17 protein-coding genes are annotated in these 19158 nt (G+C 50.7%); 9 read left to right on the plus strand and 8 right to left on the minus strand.

What is annotated here, in order from left to right; all coding sequences use genetic code 11:
* Positions 1-90: 90 nt before the first annotated feature.
* The 4 genes from HV213_RS20000 to seqA all read right to left on the minus strand — a co-directional run bounded on the left by HV213_RS20000 (position 91) and on the right by seqA (position 3920).
* A complete protein-coding gene (locus tag HV213_RS20000) occupies positions 91-888 on the minus strand; it encodes a DeoR/GlpR family DNA-binding transcription regulator (RefSeq protein ID WP_181483029.1) in 798 nt (265 codons plus the stop codon).
* Positions 889-1221: 333 nt separating this feature from the next.
* Positions 1222-1641, minus strand: a complete 420-nt coding sequence (locus HV213_RS20005) for an arginine:ornithine antiporter (protein ID WP_181483030.1) — start codon at positions 1639-1641, stop codon at positions 1222-1224.
* Positions 1642-1698: 57 nt separating this feature from the next.
* Complete coding sequence (gene pgm, locus HV213_RS20010) at positions 1699-3339, minus strand: phosphoglucomutase (alpha-D-glucose-1,6-bisphosphate-dependent) (RefSeq protein WP_181483031.1); 1641 nt, start codon at positions 3337-3339, stop codon at positions 1699-1701.
* 32 nt (positions 3340-3371) lie between these two features.
* Complete coding sequence (seqA, locus tag HV213_RS20015) at positions 3372-3920, minus strand: replication initiation negative regulator SeqA (RefSeq protein WP_181483032.1); 549 nt, start codon at positions 3918-3920, stop codon at positions 3372-3374.
* 183 nt (positions 3921-4103) lie between these two features.
* On the opposite strand from seqA, the gene ybfF reads away from it, so the two are divergent.
* The 4 genes from ybfF to fur all read left to right on the plus strand — a co-directional run bounded on the left by ybfF (position 4104) and on the right by fur (position 6729).
* Positions 4104-4877 (plus strand): esterase, encoded by a 774-nt coding sequence (ybfF, locus tag HV213_RS20020; protein ID WP_181483033.1) that lies wholly within the window; start codon positions 4104-4106, stop codon positions 4875-4877.
* Positions 4878-5010: 133 nt separating this feature from the next.
* Positions 5011-5304, plus strand: coding sequence for a LexA regulated protein (gene ybfE, locus HV213_RS20025; RefSeq protein WP_110273365.1), 294 nt, complete (start codon positions 5011-5013; stop codon positions 5302-5304).
* A gap of 150 nt (positions 5305-5454) precedes the next feature.
* The gene (fldA, locus tag HV213_RS20030) at positions 5455-5985 is read left to right on the plus strand and encodes a flavodoxin FldA (RefSeq protein WP_167492801.1); all 531 of its coding nucleotides are present in this window, start codon (positions 5455-5457) and stop codon (positions 5983-5985) included.
* Positions 5986-6276: 291 nt separating this feature from the next.
* Positions 6277-6729, plus strand: coding sequence for a ferric iron uptake transcriptional regulator (fur, locus tag HV213_RS20035; RefSeq protein ID WP_004885952.1), 453 nt, complete (start codon positions 6277-6279; stop codon positions 6727-6729).
* Between the two features lie 70 nt (positions 6730-6799).
* Here the strand turns inward: fur and chiQ are convergent, their stop codons facing one another.
* From chiQ to nagE, 4 genes are all read right to left on the minus strand, one after another.
* Positions 6800-7132, minus strand: a complete 333-nt coding sequence (chiQ, locus tag HV213_RS20040; RefSeq protein ID WP_181483034.1) for a ChiQ/YbfN family lipoprotein — start codon at positions 7130-7132, stop codon at positions 6800-6802.
* Between the two features lie 47 nt (positions 7133-7179).
* Positions 7180-8583: a chitoporin ChiP gene (gene chiP / locus HV213_RS20045; RefSeq protein ID WP_181483035.1), complete on the minus strand. Its 1404-nt coding sequence runs from the start codon at positions 8581-8583 to the stop codon at positions 7180-7182.
* 438 nt (positions 8584-9021) lie between these two features.
* Positions 9022-10689 (minus strand): glutamine--tRNA ligase, encoded by a 1668-nt coding sequence (glnS, locus tag HV213_RS20050; protein ID WP_181483036.1) that lies wholly within the window; start codon positions 10687-10689, stop codon positions 9022-9024.
* 179 nt (positions 10690-10868) lie between these two features.
* Positions 10869-12821, minus strand: coding sequence for a PTS N-acetyl glucosamine transporter subunit IIABC (nagE, locus tag HV213_RS20055; protein ID WP_110273360.1), 1953 nt, complete (start codon positions 12819-12821; stop codon positions 10869-10871).
* Positions 12822-13134: 313 nt separating this feature from the next.
* Here nagE and nagB point away from each other — a divergent pair, with 313 nt between their 5' ends.
* The 5 genes from nagB to asnB all read left to right on the plus strand — a co-directional run bounded on the left by nagB (position 13135) and on the right by asnB (position 19112).
* Positions 13135-13935, plus strand: coding sequence for a glucosamine-6-phosphate deaminase (gene nagB / locus HV213_RS20060; protein WP_110273359.1), 801 nt, complete (start codon positions 13135-13137; stop codon positions 13933-13935).
* A 60-nt stretch (positions 13936-13995) separates the two neighbouring features.
* Complete coding sequence (gene nagA / locus HV213_RS20065; protein ID WP_181483037.1) at positions 13996-15144, plus strand: N-acetylglucosamine-6-phosphate deacetylase; 1149 nt, start codon at positions 13996-13998, stop codon at positions 15142-15144.
* Between the two features lie 8 nt (positions 15145-15152).
* Positions 15153-16373, plus strand: coding sequence for a DNA-binding transcriptional regulator NagC (nagC, locus tag HV213_RS20070; RefSeq protein ID WP_181483038.1), 1221 nt, complete (start codon positions 15153-15155; stop codon positions 16371-16373).
* Between the two features lie 45 nt (positions 16374-16418).
* Positions 16419-17171, plus strand: a complete 753-nt coding sequence (locus HV213_RS20075; protein WP_110273356.1) for an HAD-IIA family hydrolase — start codon at positions 16419-16421, stop codon at positions 17169-17171.
* Between the two features lie 279 nt (positions 17172-17450).
* Positions 17451-19112 carry an asparagine synthase B gene (gene asnB, locus HV213_RS20080; RefSeq protein WP_110273354.1) on the plus strand — a complete coding sequence of 554 codons (1662 nt, stop codon included), beginning with the start codon at positions 17451-17453 and terminating at the stop codon, positions 19110-19112.
* Positions 19113-19158: the final 46 nt, after the last annotated feature.

Below are 19158 nucleotides of genomic sequence, written 5' to 3' on the forward strand. Positions count from 1 at the left end.
TGAAGATGGATAGTATTGCTGACGCAATTATCCTCCACCTGGCACAAGAGTCGTGAGATGATGATGCAAATGTATTATTACGTAGAGAGTTTAACTGGTCTCTACGATTTCAAGGCATTCCTGACGATAGATATCCTTTGGTAGCTTATTAGTAATAAGAACATCAATATCTGCCAGGTCGCATATTTTATATAATGAATAGCGCTCAAACTTACTGCTATCGACCATCAGAATTTTTTGGTCGGCCACTTTCAGCATTTCTTGTTTCAGACGCACGTTGACTTCATTGCTATCTTTGATTTCCAGGCCTGAATCAAGGCCCTGGCATGAAAAGAACAGTTTATTGACCTTAAAGTTATTAATAATAAATTCAGCTACTGGCCCATGAAAATCGCCGTGTCTTTCAGAATACTCACCACCCACGCTGACAATTCTTATTTTCTTTCGGCAGGCTAATGTCTGAATAATATTTAATGAATTGGTAATTACCGTCAGTTCGATATCGGGCAACTGCCGTGCTAAAAACCAGCATGAACTACTATTATCCATAATAATGCATTCATGCTCATGAATGTACTGTAATGCGCTTTTGGCAATGCGCATTTTTCGCTCTGGTTGCTCTTTTGTTCGCTTAATAAATGCTTCAGCTTTGTCGACAAAATTCCCATTATTTGTGGGATTATCTACATCTAAAAAAGATGCGTTATTATCTGAAATCATCGCGCCGCCAAAGCTACGGACTAATTTTTTATTTTTGGCGAGCACCGTTAAATCTCGACGAATAGTTTCCGGAGACACGCCAAATATTCGCGACAATTCATTGACTCTAGCGCAACCATTTTCAACGACAAATTCCAGAATTAATGAGTGACGTTTAACTTGTAACATATAAGTTCTCAAGAAAGCATCCAGGATTTAATGACATAAATGTAACAAAATCATCCATATCATTAAGTGATTCAAATCATACAAAATCAAAACAAGCGTTCAGCTTTTTTTAATTTGAAGTTAGTCATACATTTAAAGTAAGTTGCATTTTTTAAGGTGGGATTTTGTGACAAAGATAGCAAAATATAACTTCATTGATGCCCCGGCACTCAACGTCAATCTATAGAATGGGCAAACCCGGTCAAAAAAATAATACCCGTTTGTGCCCGATTCAGTCACCGCAGGATGCACATAGTCTGTATTGTCGTAATAGCAGGTCAAATAACCTCGTGGTCAAACCTTACGGCAGCGCCATAGCGTCACCACTTTCGCCGCTTCCGAGAGCAGTAAGAGCCCGATAAAGAACGCTACCCCCTTGGACCCCATTTCACGCAGCATCCATAGCACCAGCGAAAGCGACGGCAGCATAAAGACCAGCCGCAATGGCGTTTGCGCCCACGTCAGCCACAGGGCATAACGGCTCTGACGCAAGAAAAGAACCATCGACACGGGAATGCTGGTTATCAACAAGAAATTAAGCGGAAACAGCCACGCGGCTGCGGAGCCGTAGGTATGCAGAAGTTGGATATATGCGAGGATATCGTCGTAGAACGGTACGCGCCGGTGGTAGAGGTTCCAGCTGACAAACTCAATGAGATAAAAAAGATCCATCCCAGCCCAAAACCAAAAGACTTTTTTGCGTTTCAGTTTCATCGCACTCCTTGCGAAAAAAACAGGCCCTAAAAAGGGCCTGATTATCATGGCTAATAATTACGCGTTTTTCAGCACTTCGCTGACAATCTCCACCGCTTCTTTCTCAATCTGCTGACGGTGCTCAGCGCCAAGGAAGCTTTCACAGTAAATTTTGTAAGCGTCTTCAGTACCTGACGGACGCGCGGCAAACCAGCCGTTCTCGGTCATCACCTTCAGACCGCCAATTGCCGCACCGTTGCCCGGAGCCGCAGTCAGGCGCGCGGTGATCGGGTCACCCGCCAGCGTGCTGGCGCTTACCATTTCCGGAGAGAGCTTAGACAGCGCTGCTTTCTGTGCAGAGGTCGCAGAAGCCTGCAGACGGTTGTAGCTTGGCGCACCGAAGCGCTCCGCCAGTTCATCATAGTGCTGCTGCGGGTTTTTCCCGGTCACCGCGGTGATTTCTGCCGCCAGCAGGCACATGATGATGCCGTCTTTATCGGTAGACCATGGCGTACCATCGAAGCGCAGGAACGAAGCGCCCGCGCTCTCTTCGCCGCCGAAGCCGAAGCTACCGTCGAACAGACCATCAACGAACCATTTAAAACCAACCGGTACTTCCACCAGCTTGCGGCCCAAATCATTCACTACGCGGTCGATCATTGCGGAGGAGACCAGAGTCTTACCGACAGCAACATCTTTGCCCCACTGCGGGCGATGCTGGAACAGGTAGTTAATCGCCACTGCCAGGTAGTGGTTCGGGTTCATTAACCCGGCTGGCGTCACGATACCGTGACGGTCGTAATCCGGGTCGTTAGCGAAGGCCAGGTCGAACTTATCACGCAGCGCCAGCAGGCCTGCCATTGCGCACTCGGAGGAGCAGTCCATACGGATCGCGCCGTCTTTATCGAGGTGCATAAAGCGGAAAGTCTGATCGACATTATCGTTAACGATAGTCAGGTTCAGCTTGTAGTACTCAGCAATGCGTTTCCAGTACTCAATACCGGAGCCGCCAAGCGGATCAACACCCAGCGTCAGTCCCGCTTTCTGGATAGCCGCCATATCGACGATATCCGCCAGCCCTTCGATAAACGGCTGCACCAAATCCTGCTCTTTCACATGACCTGAGGCCAGCGCCGCATCAAGAGAAATACGCTTCACGCCCTGCAGGCCAGCAGCCAGCAGTTCGTTAGCGCGATTTTCAACAACTTTAGTCACGTTGGTATCAGCCGGGCCACCGTTCGGCGGATTGTACTTAATACCACCGTCTTCCGGCGGGTTATGGGACGGAGTAATGACGATGCCGTCAGCCTGTGGGCCGCCTTTCTTGTTGTGCACCAGAATCGCATTAGAAATCGCCGGCGTCGGGGTGAAACCGTTATTTTCCTGAACGATGACATCAACACCGTTCGCCGCCAGCACTTCCAGTACGGAGATGAAAGCAGGTTCGGATAGCGCGTGGGTGTCCTTCCCGACATAGCATGGGCCGGTGATCCCGTTCTTTGCGCGGTCTTCAGCAATTGCCTGGGCAATCGCCAGAATATGCTGCTCGTTGAAGTTGTGGCGCGCCGCGCTGCCGCGGTGGCCGGAGGTGCCAAACTTCACCGCATGTTCCGCATTACCCACTTCTGGCTTCAGCACATAGTACTGGGCGGTCAGTTGGGCGACGTTAATCAAATCACTCTGTTGCGCAGGTTGACCTGCGCGCTTATCGATTGCCATTGCCTGATCCTTCTGGTGCAAAAGTTAAATGACTAGATCGTACCGCAAACCTTTTCGATCAATTCCGCAGGGAACTGCATTGACTGCATGATATGTTCAATCATGCTGCATTTGCGGCCGGTATTGGTATTTGTAATAACCCACCACGGCGTGCCCGGAACCTGCTTAGGTTTTGTCTGATTACCATTTTTCTGTAGCGTCCGCTCATCTTCAGCGAAATAGACGCGTGTGCGCCCATGCAGAGACTCGGTCGCCTCCGCAAAGCCTTTGCTGTCTAAGGAGTAGAGGGTAGTCAGAACCAGCATGAAACGGTTTACCGCGCGTTTTTGTTCGGCGTACTCATCAGATAGCAGCAGCTCGCGCATGGCGCGGACTTTATCCTTCAGAGGATTGGCGGGTTTCACTTCAACGACAGGCGTTGGCGCCGGAGCCGGAACGACTTTCGCTACCGGTGCGGCAGGCTGGGAAACGGCGGAAAACTTCAACATGCGCCGTAAAATGTCGGATGCACTCTCGCCAATATGCTTGGTGTGGCTGGCAATATAGCTATAGAGTTCATCATCAACTTCAATTGTTTTCATCTTAATCCAGTACGATATCTTTTCTGAATACAAGTTGTCGGGATTATAAGGACAAATCCCAACCGCGGATAGCGTCAAACCAGGATGGCGGTAAAACTCGGAAATCTTCCGGGTCTTGCAGCCGGATGGCAGAATGTCCAACATAATACCCTAACCCGACGGAGCGAAAAAAAGAACTTTGCCATGAAATTAAATAGCCGAGCGCAATCTGCACAGAATCCGCACAATAATCCCCCTATCGTCCTGGTCCATGGCCTTTTTGGCAGTCTGGATAACCTTGGGATCCTCGCCCGGGATCTGGTCGCTGACTACGATATTTTACAGGTCGATATGCGAAATCACGGTCTTTCCCCGCGCGCACCAGAGATGACCTATGCCGCGATGGCTCAGGATTTGATTGATACACTCAATGAATACCAAATAGAAAAAGCGACCTTTATTGGTCACTCAATGGGCGGCAAGGCGGTCATGGCGCTGAGCGCACTGGCCCCGGAGCGCATTGCGGGGCTGGTTGCGATTGACATTGCCCCTGTGGATTATCACGTTCGTCGCCATGATGAAATCTTCGCCGCCATCAATGCCGTGACCGACGCCCACGCGGCCACTCGCCAGCAGGCAGCGACGGTTATGCGGGAACACCTTCATGAAGAAGGCGTCATTCAGTTCCTGCTGAAATCCTTTGTGGACGGTCAGTGGCGGTTTAACGTACCGGTATTGTGGGAGCAATATGACAATATCGTCGGCTGGCAAACCATCCCCGCCTGGCCGCATCCGGCGCAGTTTATCCCCGGCGGTAACTCACCCTACGTAACCGATGCCTACCGTGAGGCTCTGCTGGCTCAATTCCCCCAGGCACGGGCTCACGTGATTGCCGGAGCCGGACATTGGGTACATGCAGAAAAACCAGAGGCCGTTTTACGGGCAATACGCCGTTATTTAACCTCCATAGCCGCGTAACTGGCTAAAATCTGCCCGACCGCGCGGCAGAATGCCCGTGGTCGTTGGCGCAGCCCCTCGCCTGATGTATTATGGCGGGCTATCTGCGTCGGCTATACCCGACAGCTTGTTTCCCCCGAAGTCACTCTGAATCATGGCAAAAGAACAAACGGACCGTACGACATTAGATTTGTTCGCAACCGAGCGTCGGCCGGGTAGACCGAAAACCAATCCGCTTTCACGCGACGAACAGCTGCGTATCAACAAACGCAATCAGCTCAAGCGCGATAAAGTTCGCGGTTTGAAGCGCGTTGAGCTGAAGCTCAATGCCGATGCGGTTGATGCGCTCAATGAGCTGGCCGAAGCCCGCAACATGAACCGCAGCGATCTGATTGAAGAGATGCTGATGAACCAACTGGCGGCCCTGCGCAGCCAGGATAAAGCCTAAAACCCTCAAAAAATAAGCTTTCATGTAGCAGAGTGTGCAGTCGGGCGTGATTGCTGTTTCCGCGCCCTTCTCAGTTCTGCTATCATTGCCCCTATCTGTGGGCATTTAAGTCCCTACCACATCATTAAGTTTCAAGAGGTTATTTTACTCATGGCAATCATCGGCATCTTTTTTGGCAGCGACACCGGCAACACCGAAAATATTGCAAAAATGATTCAAAAGCAGCTTGGTAAAGATGTTGCTGATGTTCGCGACATTGCCAAGAGCAGCAAAGAAGATCTGCAAGCTCACGATATTCTGCTGCTCGGCATTCCAACCTGGTACTACGGTGAAGCACAGTGTGACTGGGATGATTTCTTCCCGACGCTGGAAGAAGTCGATTTCAACGGCAAACTGGTCGCGCTGTTTGGCTGCGGCGATCAGGAAGACTACGCTGAATACTTCTGTGATGCGCTGGGTACCATTCGCGACATCATCGAACCGCGCGGCGCCACTATCGTTGGTCACTGGCCGACTGCTGGATATCATTTCGAAGCATCTAAAGGTCTGGCAGATGATGACCACTTCGTGGGTCTGGCCATCGACGAAGACCGTCAGCCAGAACTGACTAACGAACGCGTGGAAAAATGGGTAAAACAGATTTCTGAAGAGCTGCACCTCGAAGAAATCAAGAATGCCTGAGTCTAAACGGCGTTATCGTCAGATTTCGCCGAATTAATAGATAAAAGCAATCAAAGTTATAGCTACAAGTTTTTAACTTTTAATCACATATCTGTACAATGTCCTCTGATTTAACGAGGTCACGTGAAGCACTTTGTAGCCAGTGCCTCGTTTTTGACAGCATACAAGGCCCGATGCTTGCAGTTTTCATTTCACCATGGCAGTTCTATAATGAGACGCATTACATCGGGTGATTCTCTGTATTACTTCCGCTGATGGAAGTAGATCGTTTAGCAACAGGACAGATTCCGCATGACTGACAACAATACCGCATTAAAGAAGGCTGGCCTGAAAGTGACACTTCCGCGATTAAAAATCCTGGAAGTCCTGCAGGAACCGGATAACCATCATGTCAGTGCGGAAGACTTATATAAACGCCTGATTGATATGGGTGAAGAGATTGGCCTGGCCACCGTCTACCGCGTACTGAACCAGTTCGACGACGCCGGCATCGTCACCCGTCATAATTTCGAAGGTGGTAAATCCGTTTTCGAACTGACGCAGCAGCATCATCATGATCACCTGATTTGCCTCGATTGCGGCAAAGTGATCGAATTTAGCGATGACTCAATTGAAGCTCGTCAGCGTGAGATTGCCTCCCGACACGGTATTCGCCTCACCAACCACAGCCTGTACCTGTACGGTCACTGTGCAGAAGGCGATTGCCGCGAAGATGAACATGCCCACGACGCGGTGGAAAAGTAATTCCCCGTTGCGTAAGCAGCAAAAAGCCAACCGTCAGGTTGGCTTTTTTTATGGCTACGAAAAGTAAAAATCAGGGTTTCGTGTTGTTGCTACGAATCTCTTTCCAAATCTGGTCACAGCGCGACTGTACTGCCTGATCGTTACCGGTTTTACGCGCCTGGATACATTGCTGGTAATCCAGTACTCGCACGCTTTCCTGAGTTGCGAACTGCTGATGCTGCTTCTCTTGCTTCAGAACGTCTAATACGCTCTGGCAGGCTTCGACTTTATCCGGGTTACCCTCAGCTGTGTTAATACAGGCGCTGTAGGCATCTTTTAACTTTGAATCCTCTTTCGGCGCTGGCGACTGCGTGCAGGCAACCAGACCTGCCGCCATAATGGCGACAAGCAATAGCTTCTTCATAATCGACCTCGGGAAATTGCGGCAGGCTCATGCCCGCCGCACTGGCATCAGAAAATGGTGAATGGAGCAATAACCATGAACTTCACGTCGCGCTCATCCTGGAAGATGTTGCCGTAGCCGCCGCTCCAGCTTGGGATATCGGAGTGGTTGTCGTATTGAGTAAAGTGCAGTTTAAACAGCGTACCCTTCGCGCGTCCTTCCTGTACGGTGTACATCGCATCCAGGCTGTAGGCTGACTCTTCCAGACGTTTGTCAGGGTTGTAGTAAGCATCAGGAGAAGACATTTTTCCTGGTTTTGCATCCCATGCATAAACGTAGGACGCGCCGAAGGCCCAACCCGGCATATTCCAGTTCTTCATGTCATACATCGCACCGAAGAACACCGCTTTTTCACCGTTGGCGTTGAAGTCAGAGCGGTTATCCCACCAGACATCGAGACGACCGTTAGATGAGGCGTAAGTCGGCGTCATACGCTGCAGGAAGTAGCCCTGCTGACCATCAGCTTTAACCCAGGTTCCTTCCAGACGCAGGTCGAGAACATCGGCAACCTTATAGCCAAAGGTCAATGCCTGCAACCAGGCGGTACCATCATAAATATCGTTCGCCCCGCCGTTACTGACTTTATCGCGAGTACCGTAGAACTGGTAGCTGGTGGTTAGCGGCGTGCCTGCGACATCAAATTTGTAGCTGGCCTTAGCGAAATACTGGTCGATGTAACCCTGTGCCTGGCCAAATGCGGCTTCCAGCACGAAGTCATTTTTAAAATCATACTTGGCGCCAAGAGAGTGGAGATAATCAACCTTGGTTTTCTTATCGTTCTGGTAGAACTCGTCCATTTCGATGTGCCACGGTGCTTTATATTCGTTTGTCCACATATAGGAAAAACTCAGCGCGCCCGTATCACCATAATCAAAGTTGGCACCGGCTTCTGCGCCCTGATAGGTACCCGGCATAAAGCTCCAGTGCGGAGCCAGCAAGGTTTGACCGGTAGGCTGGATATAGCCAGCACGCGCCCAGGCTGGGCCGTATTTGAATTTGGCCGCCGCTTTGTACAGACTGATCCCGCTCTTATCGCCAGTATAATCTTCATCGTAAGCTTTATTGCGCGAGGAGAAAGCGATTTCGTTCGGGTGGCCGCTTTCACTGCTTTCGCCCATTTCGATGGCGGTAAAGGCGGCAACATCAATACCAAACATGTCGGCAGCATAGCCAGACTGGAAATCCAGGTTGGCGTTCCAGGTGGAATGAGAAAGGTTAGTTTTGTATTTGTCACCATCGGTCACATCTTTACGGTCACGCTCACGCTGCCAGTAATAGATGCCGCCGGTTAACGTTGAATCATCAATGAACCCTTCTGCTTTCGCATCCGGTACCATTGCAAAACCTGACAGTGCTGTCACACCGGCGATAGCCAGCGCCAGCGTACTACGTTTGCCACTAAACGTACGCATATGCATATCCTCTTTGACTTTTTAAAAACGCAGTTGCCAAGGGCAACTAGCGAAAAAAATAAAATAAAACTGCTTAAAAAGTGGAGCGGTAAAATCCGCATAACCACTGGGTATAGACTATTTTTCGTGACGCGAATTATCAATCTCTTTCGGTGACCAAAGATGAAGATTATGACAAAGCGCACATAATCTATGTCTTTTTGTTTCAGTCGTAGAAGTCATGCATTTTACGTGGAAGTGCTTGCTATATCAGAAAAAACAGGCGTAATGAAAGCGATTACATGTTTTTATAGTGGATGACCGAAGGGACAAATAGTCGTGATTATTACAATCTGTAAACAAGATTAATTCGCATCGCGAAAATATGGAGATTTAATCCCCTGATTCTGAAATAAAAAAAACGCCGCTGTTTGCGGCGTTCTCATTAATAGCAGATAACTACGCGCCGACTTTCGCCCAGGTATCACGCAGACCAACAGTGCGGTTAAACACCAAATTGGTTGCGGTTGCATAGCGGCTGTCGAGGCAGAAGTAACCTTCGCGCTCAAACTGATACGCTTTCTCTGCCTGCGCCTGCGCCAGGCTTGGTTCAGCAAAACCCTGCTTGATAATCAGCGATTCCGGGTTCATGACCGACAGGAAATCATCAGCAGCACCGGGATTTGGCACGCTGAACAGACGATCGTACAGACGAATCTCTACCGGCAGAGCATGTGCCGCGCTCACCCAGTGAATCACGCCCTTAACCTTGCGACCATCGGCCGGATCTTTGCTCAGGGTGTCAGCATCGTAGGTACAGAAGATAGTAGTGATATTACCTTCCACGTCCTTCTCTACGCGCTCGGCTTTGATAACGTAAGCATTACGCAGACGGACTTCTTTGCCCAGCACCAGACGCTTGTACTGCTTGTTCGCCTCTTCACGGAAATCCGCGCGATCGATCCAAATTTCGGCGCTGAATGGCACTTCACGGCTACCCATCTCCGGTTTGCTCGGATGATTCGGCATCGTTACCATTTCGCTGCCACCCTGCGGATAGTTTTCGATAACCAATTTAACCGGGTCGATAACGGCCATCGCGCGCGGAGCGTTTTCGTTCAAATCCTCACGAATGCAGGATTCCAGTGAAGCGATTTCAATGGTGTTGTCTTGTTTGGTCACGCCGATGCGTTTGCAGAACTCACGGATGGATTCAGCGGTGTAACCGCGACGACGCAGACCGGAGATCGTCGGCATACGCGGATCATCCCAACCTTCAACGTGCTTCTCGGTCACCAGCTGATTCAGTTTGCGCTTGGACATCACGGTGTATTCGAGGTTAAGACGCGAGAATTCATACTGACGCGGATGCACGGGGATGCTGATGTTATCCAGCACCCAATCGTACAGACGGCGGTTATCCTGGAACTCAAGGGTGCACAGGGAATGAGTAATCCCTTCCAGCGCATCGCTAATGCAGTGGGTAAAGTCGTACATTGGGTAAATGCACCACTTGCTTCCGGTCTGATGGTGATCGGCAAACTTAATGCGGTACAACACCGGATCGCGCATGACGATAAACGGAGAAGCCATATCAATTTTTGCACGCAGACAGGCTTTACCTTCTTCAAAACCGCCGGTACGCATTTTTTCAAACAGCGCCAGGTTCTCTTCTACGCTGCGATCGCGATACGGGCTGTTTTTACCCGGCGCTTTCAGCGTGCCGCGATATTCGCGAATCTCTTCCGCCGACAGTTCATCAACATAGGCAAGGCCTTTGTTGATCAGCTCAACCGCATACTGATGCAGCTGATCGAAATAGTCAGACGAGTAGCAAACGTCCCCGGACCAGTGGAAACCTAACCACTGCACGTCGTTTTTAATCGACTCAACGTACTCGATATCTTCCTTCACCGGGTTGGTGTCATCGAAACGCAGGTTGCATTGACCCTGGTAATCCTGGGCGATACCAAAATTCAGACAAATAGACTTCGCATGGCCAATGTGCAGATAACCATTCGGTTCCGGTGGAAAACGGGTATGAACAGTGGTGTGCTTACCAGTAGCCAGATCTTCATCGATTATCTGACGAATAAAGTTAGTCGGGCGGGCTTCTGCCTCACTCATCGCGGGTTCCTCAAAGCGTAAACAACGTATAACGGCGTATGATCTTATAAGCCGAAGAGGCTGACAACCTTTAGTTACGCAAAATACGTATCAAACGGAAATATTGAGGTTATTTGCGGTAAAAAAAAGCGGCGCAGATTTCGCTGCGCCGCTTGAGGCATAAACTCTACTCAGGAGCCTTACTTGCCTTTAATTTCGTACAGCGGTGTCTGACCTGCTACAACCTTACCGGTTGCCTGAATAACCAGCGCGCTGTAGTCGTCGCTGTTGCTGCACACCACCGGGCTAATCATGGAACGCGCATTAGCATTCAGGAATTCAAGATCCAGTTCCAGAATCGGCTGGCCTGCTTTCACTTCAGCCCCCTCTTCCACCAGACGTTTAAAACCCTGACCGTTAAGCGCGACGGTATCAATACCCATGTGGACAACAATTTCCGCGCCATTTTCAGTTTCCAGGCAGAACGCATGGTTGGTGTTAAAGATCTTCACCACCGTGCCTGCAGCCGGAGCAACAACAATCTTGTCCGTCGGTTTCACCGCCACGCCGTCGCCGACGGCTTTGCTGGCAAACGCTTCGTCCGGAACCTGCTCCAGAGCCACAATGTCACCGGTAATTGGCGAAACCAGCGCTTCCACGGTTTTTGCATTCGCCACGGCCTGTGGTTTAGCAACTGATGCAACAGGTGCGCTATGAGCAGAAGAGGCAGACGTCGCCGCAACCGGGCCACGCGCAACCACTTTCTTCATTTCATCACCAACGGATTCAGCTTTCGCACCCACGATAACCTGAATGGTCTGTTTGTTCAGTTTAACCACACCCGAAGCGCCCAGGCGTTTACAGGCCGCATCGTTAACCAGTGCAGAGTCTGCAACGGTCAGACGCAGACGAGTAATACACGCATCAATCGCTTTCAGGTTATCCGTACCGCCAACCGCAGCAATGTAGTTGGTCGCCAGTTGAGTCAAGCCTTCTTCGGTATTGCTGTTTGCTTCTTCAGTCACCACGTCATCGGTTTTATCTTCACGACCCGGCGTTTTCAGGTTGAACATACGGATAACCGCACTGAACAGCAGGAAGTAAATGACGAAGAACACCACGCCCATAACAATCAGCATCCAGACGTTTTTACTGGCTGCTGGCAGGCTGTACATCAGAACATAGTCGATAGCACCTGCGGAGAAGGAGAAGCCCGCGTGGATGCCCAGCGCTGTCGCAACGAACAGGCTGATACCGGTCAGGATGGCGTGCAGGAGATACAGCAACGGCGCCAGGAACATGAACAGGAATTCCAGCGGCTCGGTGACACCGGTCAGGAATGCGGTAATTGCGACAGACAGCAGCATACCGCCGACCATTGGACGACGCTCTTTAGGGGCCGCGAAGTACATCGCCAGCGCAGCACCCGGCAGACCGAACATCATGATCGGGAAGAAGCCGGACATGAACATCCCCGCCGTGCCGTCACCCGCGTAGAAGCGGTTGATGTCGCCGTGGAATACCGCACCTGCGGCGTTAGTGAATTCACCAATCTGGAACCAGGCAATGGTGTTCAGAACCTGATGCAGACCGGTTGGGATCAGCAGACGGTTGATGAAACCGAAGATACCAGAACCCAGCGCACCAGCGCCGACGATCCATTCTCCGCCTGCATGAATGGCGTTCTGCACCGGCGGCCATACATAACCGAAGATAGCCGCCAGCACCAGACAGAAGAAGCCGGTAGCGATTGGTACAAAGCGTTTGCCACCAAAGAAGCTCAGGAAGTCAGGCAGTTTGATGCCAGACCAGCGGTTGTAAGTCGCACCCGCCACCAGACCAGTAATAATACCCGCCAGGACACCCATGTTAATAGCAGGGTTAATGGTGACCATCGCTTTGGTCAGGACGAAGTAACCTACTGCACCGGCCAGCGCTGCTGCACCCGCGCTGTCTTTAGACCAGCTGGAGGCAACACCGATAGCAAAAATCAGCGCCAGGTTATCAAAGATTGACCCGCCCGCCTGTGCAATGAACGGTATGTTAAGCAGATCGGGCTGACCGAATCGCAGCAGCAGCGCGGCGACTGGCAGCACTGCAATAGGGAGTTGTAACGCCCTACCGAGTCGCTGAAAAAAACCTAAAATATTCATCTTATTCCCCCTATGAGACCCCGATAAGGCTCATTCAAAGCCACTTTATTATTGTGTAACTTGGTTAAATTTTTAACTTACCTGCAAAGTGTCTGAAAAATTAATTCGTCTCGCAAATTAAATGGGCATTTTTTGTGACAATAGTCACCAAATATCGTATTCACCCCCGCCTTTTACTGGCTAACAACGAAAACTTATTTTATCATTCAAAAAATCAACGCGGATTGACCCCAGCCGACGCAGTTACTGCAATACTCTTAATAGTATGCTGGCGCCAATCCGCCTGGTTCTAATTTAACTATAGAGGTGAACAATGAGACTGATCCCCCTGGTAACAGCTGAGCAAGTCGGTAAATGGGCTGCCCGCCACATCGTTAATCGCATCAATGCGTTCAATCCTACGGCGGATCGTCCGTTTGTACTGGGTCTGCCAACCGGCGGCACCCCGCTGACGGCTTACAAAGCGCTGGTTGAGATGCACAAAGCAGGCCAGGTCAGCTTTAAGCATGTCGTCACTTTTAACATGGATGAGTATGTTGGTCTGCCGAAAGAGCATCCGGAAAGCTATCATAGCTTTATGCACCGCAACTTCTTTGATCACGTTGATATTCTGGCAGAAAACATTAACCTGCTGAATGGTAATGCGCCTGATATCGATGCTGAATGCCGTCGTTATGAAGAAAAAATTCGTTCTTACGGCAAAATCAACCTGTTCATGGGCGGCGTGGGTAACGATGGTCATATCGCTTTTAACGAACCGGCCTCTTCCCTGGCGTCTCGTACCCGTATTAAAACCCTGACCCACGATACCCGTATAGCAAACTCCCGCTTCTTCGACGGCGATGTCGATCAGGTGCCTAAATACGCGCTAACCGTTGGCGTAGGTACTCTGCTCGATGCAGAAGAAGTGATGATTCTGGTGTTGGGGGGTCAGAAAGCGCTGGCGCTGCAGGCAGCGGTTGAAGGCAACGTTAACCATATGTGGACCATTACCTGTCTGCAACTACACCCGAAAGCGGTTGTGGTCTGCGACGAGCCGTCTACGATGGAACTGAAAGTTAAGACCTTGAAATATTTCAACGAATTAGAAGCTGAAAACATCAAAGGTCTGTAATGTAGTCTCGTCCCGCGGCCGCCCCCGCGGGACAACCATTTTTGACAACCGGGGGTCGTAATGTATGCATTAACCCAAGGCCGGATTTATACCGGTCATGAAATTCTGGATGACCATGCGATCGTTATCGCCAATGGCCTTATCGAACGTATCTGTCCGCTGACTGATTTACCCACCGGGATTGAACAACGCTCGGTTGATGGCGCCATTCTTGCTCCCGGTTTTATCGACGTACAGCTGAACGGCTGCGGCGGCGTGCAGTTTAACGACACACCCGATGCCGTCACCGTTGAAACGCTGGAAATTATGCAGGAGGCTAACCAGCGCTCCGGCTGCACCAGCTACTTACCCACGCTCATTACAGCCAGCGATGACCTGATGAAACAGGGCGTACGCGTAATGCGCGAATATCTGCAAAAGTATCCGAACCAGGCTCTGGGCCTGCATCTCGAAGGTCCGTGGCTGAACATTGTTAAGAAAGGCACGCATAACCCAGACTACGTGCGTAAACCTGATGCCGCGCTGGTCGACTTTCTGTGCGAAAACGCAGATGTGATTACCAAACTCACGCTCGCCCCAGAGCGGGTTGAGCCAGAAGTGATCCGCAAGCTGGTCGCTGCAGGTATTATCGTTTCCGCGGGTCATTCCAACGCCACGCTGAAAGAAGCGAAAATCGGCTTCCGTTCTGGCATTACTTTCGCCACCCATCTGTTTAACGCGATGCCTTATATTACCGGCCGCGAGCCGGGTCTGGCGGGCGCGATTTTCGATGAACCGGATATTTACTGCGGCATTATCGTAGATGGTCTACATGTCGATTACGCCAACGTCCGTCTCGCTAAGCGCCTGAAAGGCGACAAACTGTGCCTCGTGACCGACGCAACAGCGCCGGCAGGTGCCAATATTGAACAGTTCATTTTTGCTGGTAAAACAATATACTACCGGAATGGATTGTGCGTGGATGAAAACGGCACCCTCAGCGGTTCTTCGCTGACCATGATTGAAGGGGTACGTAACCTCGTCGAACATTGCGGCATAGCGCTGGACGAAGTGTTGCGTATGGCAACCCTCTATCCTGCTCGCGCGATTGGCGTGGACAAACAATTAGGCAGCATTGCTCCGGGGATGGTCGCTAACCTGACCGCATTCACCCGCGATTATAAAATCACCAAGACCATCGTTAATGGTAACGAGGTCGTCACTGAGTAAGTAAAAGTATGACAGCAGGCGGACAGGCTCAAATTGGTAACGTCGATCTCGTAAAACAGCTGAACAGCGCGGCCGTCTATCGGTTGATTGATCAGCACGGCCCAATCTCGCGTATTCAGATTGCGGAACAAAGCCAGCTTGCCCCTGCCAGCGTAACCAAAATTACGCGTCAACTGATTGAACGCGGCCTGATCAAAGAAGTCGATCAGCAGGCCTCCACCGGGGGCCGCCGCGCGATCTCGATTATTGCCGAAACCCGCAATTTCCACGCAATTGGCGTGCGCCTTGGCCGCTATGACGCCACCCTGACGCTGTATGATTTAAGCAGCAAAACCCTCGAAGAAGAGCACTACCCACTTCCGGAAAGAACCCAGGAAACTCTGGAGCATGCGCTGCTGAATATCATCGCCTCCTTTATGGAAGGCTGCCAGCGTAAAATCCGTGAGCTGATTGCTATCTCGGTCATTCTACCGGGCCTGGTTGACCCTGAAAGTGGCGTTATTCGCTATATGCCCCATATTCAGGTTGAAAACTGGGGGTTAGTTGAGGCGCTGGAAGCACGTTTTAAACTAACCTGCTTCGTTGGTCATGATATCCGAAGTCTCGCGCTGGCAGAGCACTATTTTGGTGCCAGTCATGATTGCGAGGACTCCATTTTAGTGCGAGTACACCGCGGGACCGGTGCGGGAATTATTTCCAATGGTCGTACCTTTATCGGCCGCAATGGCAACGTTGGTGAAATCGGACATATCCAAGTCGATCCGCTGGGCGAGCGCTGCCACTGCGGTAACTTTGGCTGTCTGGAAACTATTGCTGCCAATGCAGCCATCGAGCATCGCGTTCGTCATTTACTGGAACAGGGCTATCAGAGCAAAATTTCAATAGATGACTGCACCATTAAAACTATCTGTAAAGCGGCGAATAAAGGTGATGCGCTGGCCTGTGAAGTTATCGAACATGTCGGTCGCCATCTGGGTAAAACCATCGCCATTGCGATTAACCTGTTTAATCCGCAAAAAGTGGTCATTGCCGGTGAAATCGTCGAAGCGGAAAAAGTCCTGCTGCCAGCGATTGAAAGCTGCATCAATAATCAGGCGCTAAAGGCATTTCGTAAAAATCTGCCAGTGGTGCGATCCACTCTCGATCATCGCTCAGCGATCGGCGCTTTTGCTCTGGTCAAGCGCGCGATGCTCAATGGGATCCTGCTCCAGCATTTGCTGGAAAGTTAAAGCCGCTTTATAGTTTCGCCTTTCTCCAACGATGTCGGACTGTCCATGACCATTCAAAACGTAATTTGTGATATTGACGGCGTGCTGATGCACGACAATGTGGCTGTGCCGGGCGCCGCTGAATTTATCAAGCGCATTCTCGAAAAAGAGATGCCGCTGGTGATGCTGACCAACTACCCTTCACAAACCGGTCAGGATCTGGCGAACCGCTTTGCGACTGCGGGAATTGATGTACCCGATACCGCCTTTTATACCTCAGCCATGGCTACGGCGGATTTTCTGCGTCGCCAGGAAGGCAAGAAAGCCTACGTGGTGGGTGAAGGCGCGCTGATCCATGAACTGTATAAAGCCGGCTTTACCATCACCGACGTCAACCCTGACTTCGTTATCGTCGGCGAAACCCGATCCTTTAACTGGGAGATGATGCATAAAGCCGCTTTTTTTGTCGCTAACGGTGCGCGCTTTATCGCCACCAACCCGGATACTCACGGTCGCGGCTATTATCCTGCCTGCGGTGCGCTGTGCGCCGGCATCGAGAAAATCTCAGGCCGTCAGCCGTTCTATGTCGGCAAACCCAGCCCGTGGATTATCCGTTCAGCGCTAAACAAAATGCAGGCGCACTCTGAGCAAACAGTCATCGTCGGCGATAACTTGCGCACGGATATTCTGGCAGGCTTTCAGGCGGGCCTGGAAACCATTCTGGTGCTTTCTGGGATCGCCACGCTCGACGATATCGACAGCATGCCATTCCGACCGTCATGGATTTACCCCTCCGTCGCAGAAATTGATATTTTCTGATCAAAACCACGTCCCCGGGCGTGGTTCTTCATTTCTAAGCGACAAAAAAAACACCTTCCTCTAATAAAAATGCATTATTACTAAACATTCATCAATAAAATCGCTCAAAACATAATCTTTTTTCATTATTCAGCAATAGTAGTTGCATTATTTCTTTTCTCGACCGTAAACCCCTTGCGCGCCCCGCTCCTTTGCGGCATTTTCTTAAGCATGCACTGAGGCTTCGCAATAAGACGCAGCCTGCACAACATCAAACAAGACAGGGTAACGGAGAAGGCTATGTGTTCAATTTTTGGCGTACTGGATATTAAAACTGACGCGGTCGAACTGCGTAAAAAGGCACTGGAACTTTCCCGCCTGATGCGCCACCGCGGTCCGGACTGGTCCGGTGTTTACGCATGCGATAAAGCCATTCTGGCGCATGAGCGTCTGTCTATCGTTGATGTTAACGCTGGTGCGCAGCCGCTATACAATGCCCAAAAAACTCACGCTCTGGCCGTCAATGGTGAAATCTACAACCACCAGGCGCTGCGCGCAGAATACGGCGATCGCTATGAATTCCAGACCGGTTCAGACTGTGAAGTCATCCTGGCGCTGTATCAGGAAAAAGGGCCGGACTTCCTGGACGACCTGCAGGGGATGTTTGCATTCGCCCTGTATGACAGCGAACAAGACGCGTATCTGATTGGCCGCGACCATATCGGGATCATCCCGCTGTATATGGGTCATGACGAGCACGGCAACTTCTACGTCGCTTCAGAAATGAAAGCACTGGTTCCGGTCTGCCGCACCATTAAAGAGTTCCCAGCGGGCAGTTACCTGTGGAGCAAAGATGGCGAAATCCGCCAGTATTATCAGCGTGACTGGTTCGATTATGACGCGGTCAAAGACAACGTTACTGATAAAAATGAACTGCGTCAGGCGCTGGAAGAATCGGTAAAAAGCCACCTGATGTCCGATGTTCCTTACGGTGTACTGCTGTCCGGCGGCCTTGATTCATCCGTTATTTCCGCTATCACCAAAAAATATGCTGCTCGCCGCGTTGAAGATCAGGAAAAATCAGAAGCCTGGTGGCCGCAGCTTCACTCCTTCGCCGTGGGCCTGGAAGGCGCACCTGACCTGAAAGCTGCGCAGGAAGTCGCTAACCATCTGGGTACTGTGCATCACGAGATCCACTTTACCGTACAGGAAGGTTTAGACGCGATTCGCGATGTTATCTATCACATCGAAACCTACGATGTGACCACCATTCGCGCTTCAACACCAATGTATCTGATGTCACGTAAAATCAAAGCGATGGGCATCAAGATGGTACTGTCCGGCGAAGGTTCTGATGAAGTGTTTGGCGGCTACCTCTATTTCCATAAAGCACCAAACGCCAAAGAATTGCATGAAGAGACCGTGCGTAAGCTGCAGGCGCTGCATATGTTTGACTGCGCCCGCGCCAACAAAGCGATGTCAGCCTGGGGCGTTGAAGCACGCGTACCGTTCCTGGATAAGAAGTTCCTCGACGTGGCAATGCGCATTAACCCGCAGGATAAAATGTGCGGCAACGGCAAAATGGAAAAACATGTTCTGCGTGAATGTTTTGAATCCTACCTGCCGGCAAGCGTCGCCTGGCGCCAGAAAGAGCAGTTTTCTGACGGTGTAGGTTACAGCTGGATCGATACGCTCAAAGAAGTCGCGGCAGAACAGATTTCCGATCAGCAGCTGGAAACGGCCAGCTTCCGTTTCCCGTACAACACCCCATCGTCAAAAGAAGCGTATCTGTATCGTGAGATCTTTGAAGAATTATTCCCGGTACCCAGCGCTGCGGAATGTGTCCCCGGTGGCCCGTCCGTTGCCTGTTCTTCAGCGAAAGCAATTGAGTGGGATGAGTCGTTCAAAACGATGAACGATCCATCAGGACGCGCAGTCGGCGTGCACCAGTCGGCTTACTAAATAACCATCAATATCTAAAACGGATCCTACGGGGTCCGTTTTTTTA

This window comes from Klebsiella sp. RHBSTW-00484 (assembly GCF_013705725.1).
GTDB lineage: Bacteria > Pseudomonadota > Gammaproteobacteria > Enterobacterales > Enterobacteriaceae > Klebsiella.

Excerpts from the sequence above, each read along its gene's own strand:
- HV213_RS20000 (WP_181483029.1), bottom strand. The coding sequence starts at position 888 with ATGTTACAAGTTAAACGTCACTCATTAATTCTGGAATTTGTCGTTGAA.
- HV213_RS20005 (WP_181483030.1), bottom strand. The coding sequence starts at position 1,641 with ATGAAACTGAAACGCAAAAAAGTCTTTTGGTTTTGGGCTGGGATGGAT.
- pgm (WP_181483031.1), bottom strand. The coding sequence starts at position 3,339 with ATGGCAATCGATAAGCGCGCAGGTCAACCTGCGCAACAGAGTGATTTG.
- seqA (WP_181483032.1), bottom strand. The coding sequence starts at position 3,920 with ATGAAAACAATTGAAGTTGATGATGAACTCTATAGCTATATTGCCAGC.
- ybfF (WP_181483033.1), top strand. The coding sequence starts at position 4,104 with ATGAAATTAAATAGCCGAGCGCAATCTGCACAGAATCCGCACAATAAT.
- ybfE (WP_110273365.1), top strand. The coding sequence starts at position 5,011 with ATGGCAAAAGAACAAACGGACCGTACGACATTAGATTTGTTCGCAACC.
- fldA (WP_167492801.1), top strand. The coding sequence starts at position 5,455 with ATGGCAATCATCGGCATCTTTTTTGGCAGCGACACCGGCAACACCGAA.
- fur (WP_004885952.1), top strand. The coding sequence starts at position 6,277 with ATGACTGACAACAATACCGCATTAAAGAAGGCTGGCCTGAAAGTGACA.
- chiQ (WP_181483034.1), bottom strand. The coding sequence starts at position 7,132 with ATGAAGAAGCTATTGCTTGTCGCCATTATGGCGGCAGGTCTGGTTGCC.
- chiP (WP_181483035.1), bottom strand. The coding sequence starts at position 8,583 with ATGCGTACGTTTAGTGGCAAACGTAGTACGCTGGCGCTGGCTATCGCC.
- glnS (WP_181483036.1), bottom strand. The coding sequence starts at position 10,689 with ATGAGTGAGGCAGAAGCCCGCCCGACTAACTTTATTCGTCAGATAATC.
- nagE (WP_110273360.1), bottom strand. The coding sequence starts at position 12,821 with ATGAATATTTTAGGTTTTTTTCAGCGACTCGGTAGGGCGTTACAACTC.
- nagB (WP_110273359.1), top strand. The coding sequence starts at position 13,135 with ATGAGACTGATCCCCCTGGTAACAGCTGAGCAAGTCGGTAAATGGGCT.
- nagA (WP_181483037.1), top strand. The coding sequence starts at position 13,996 with ATGTATGCATTAACCCAAGGCCGGATTTATACCGGTCATGAAATTCTG.
- nagC (WP_181483038.1), top strand. The coding sequence starts at position 15,153 with ATGACAGCAGGCGGACAGGCTCAAATTGGTAACGTCGATCTCGTAAAA.
- HV213_RS20075 (WP_110273356.1), top strand. The coding sequence starts at position 16,419 with ATGACCATTCAAAACGTAATTTGTGATATTGACGGCGTGCTGATGCAC.
- asnB (WP_110273354.1), top strand. The coding sequence starts at position 17,451 with ATGTGTTCAATTTTTGGCGTACTGGATATTAAAACTGACGCGGTCGAA.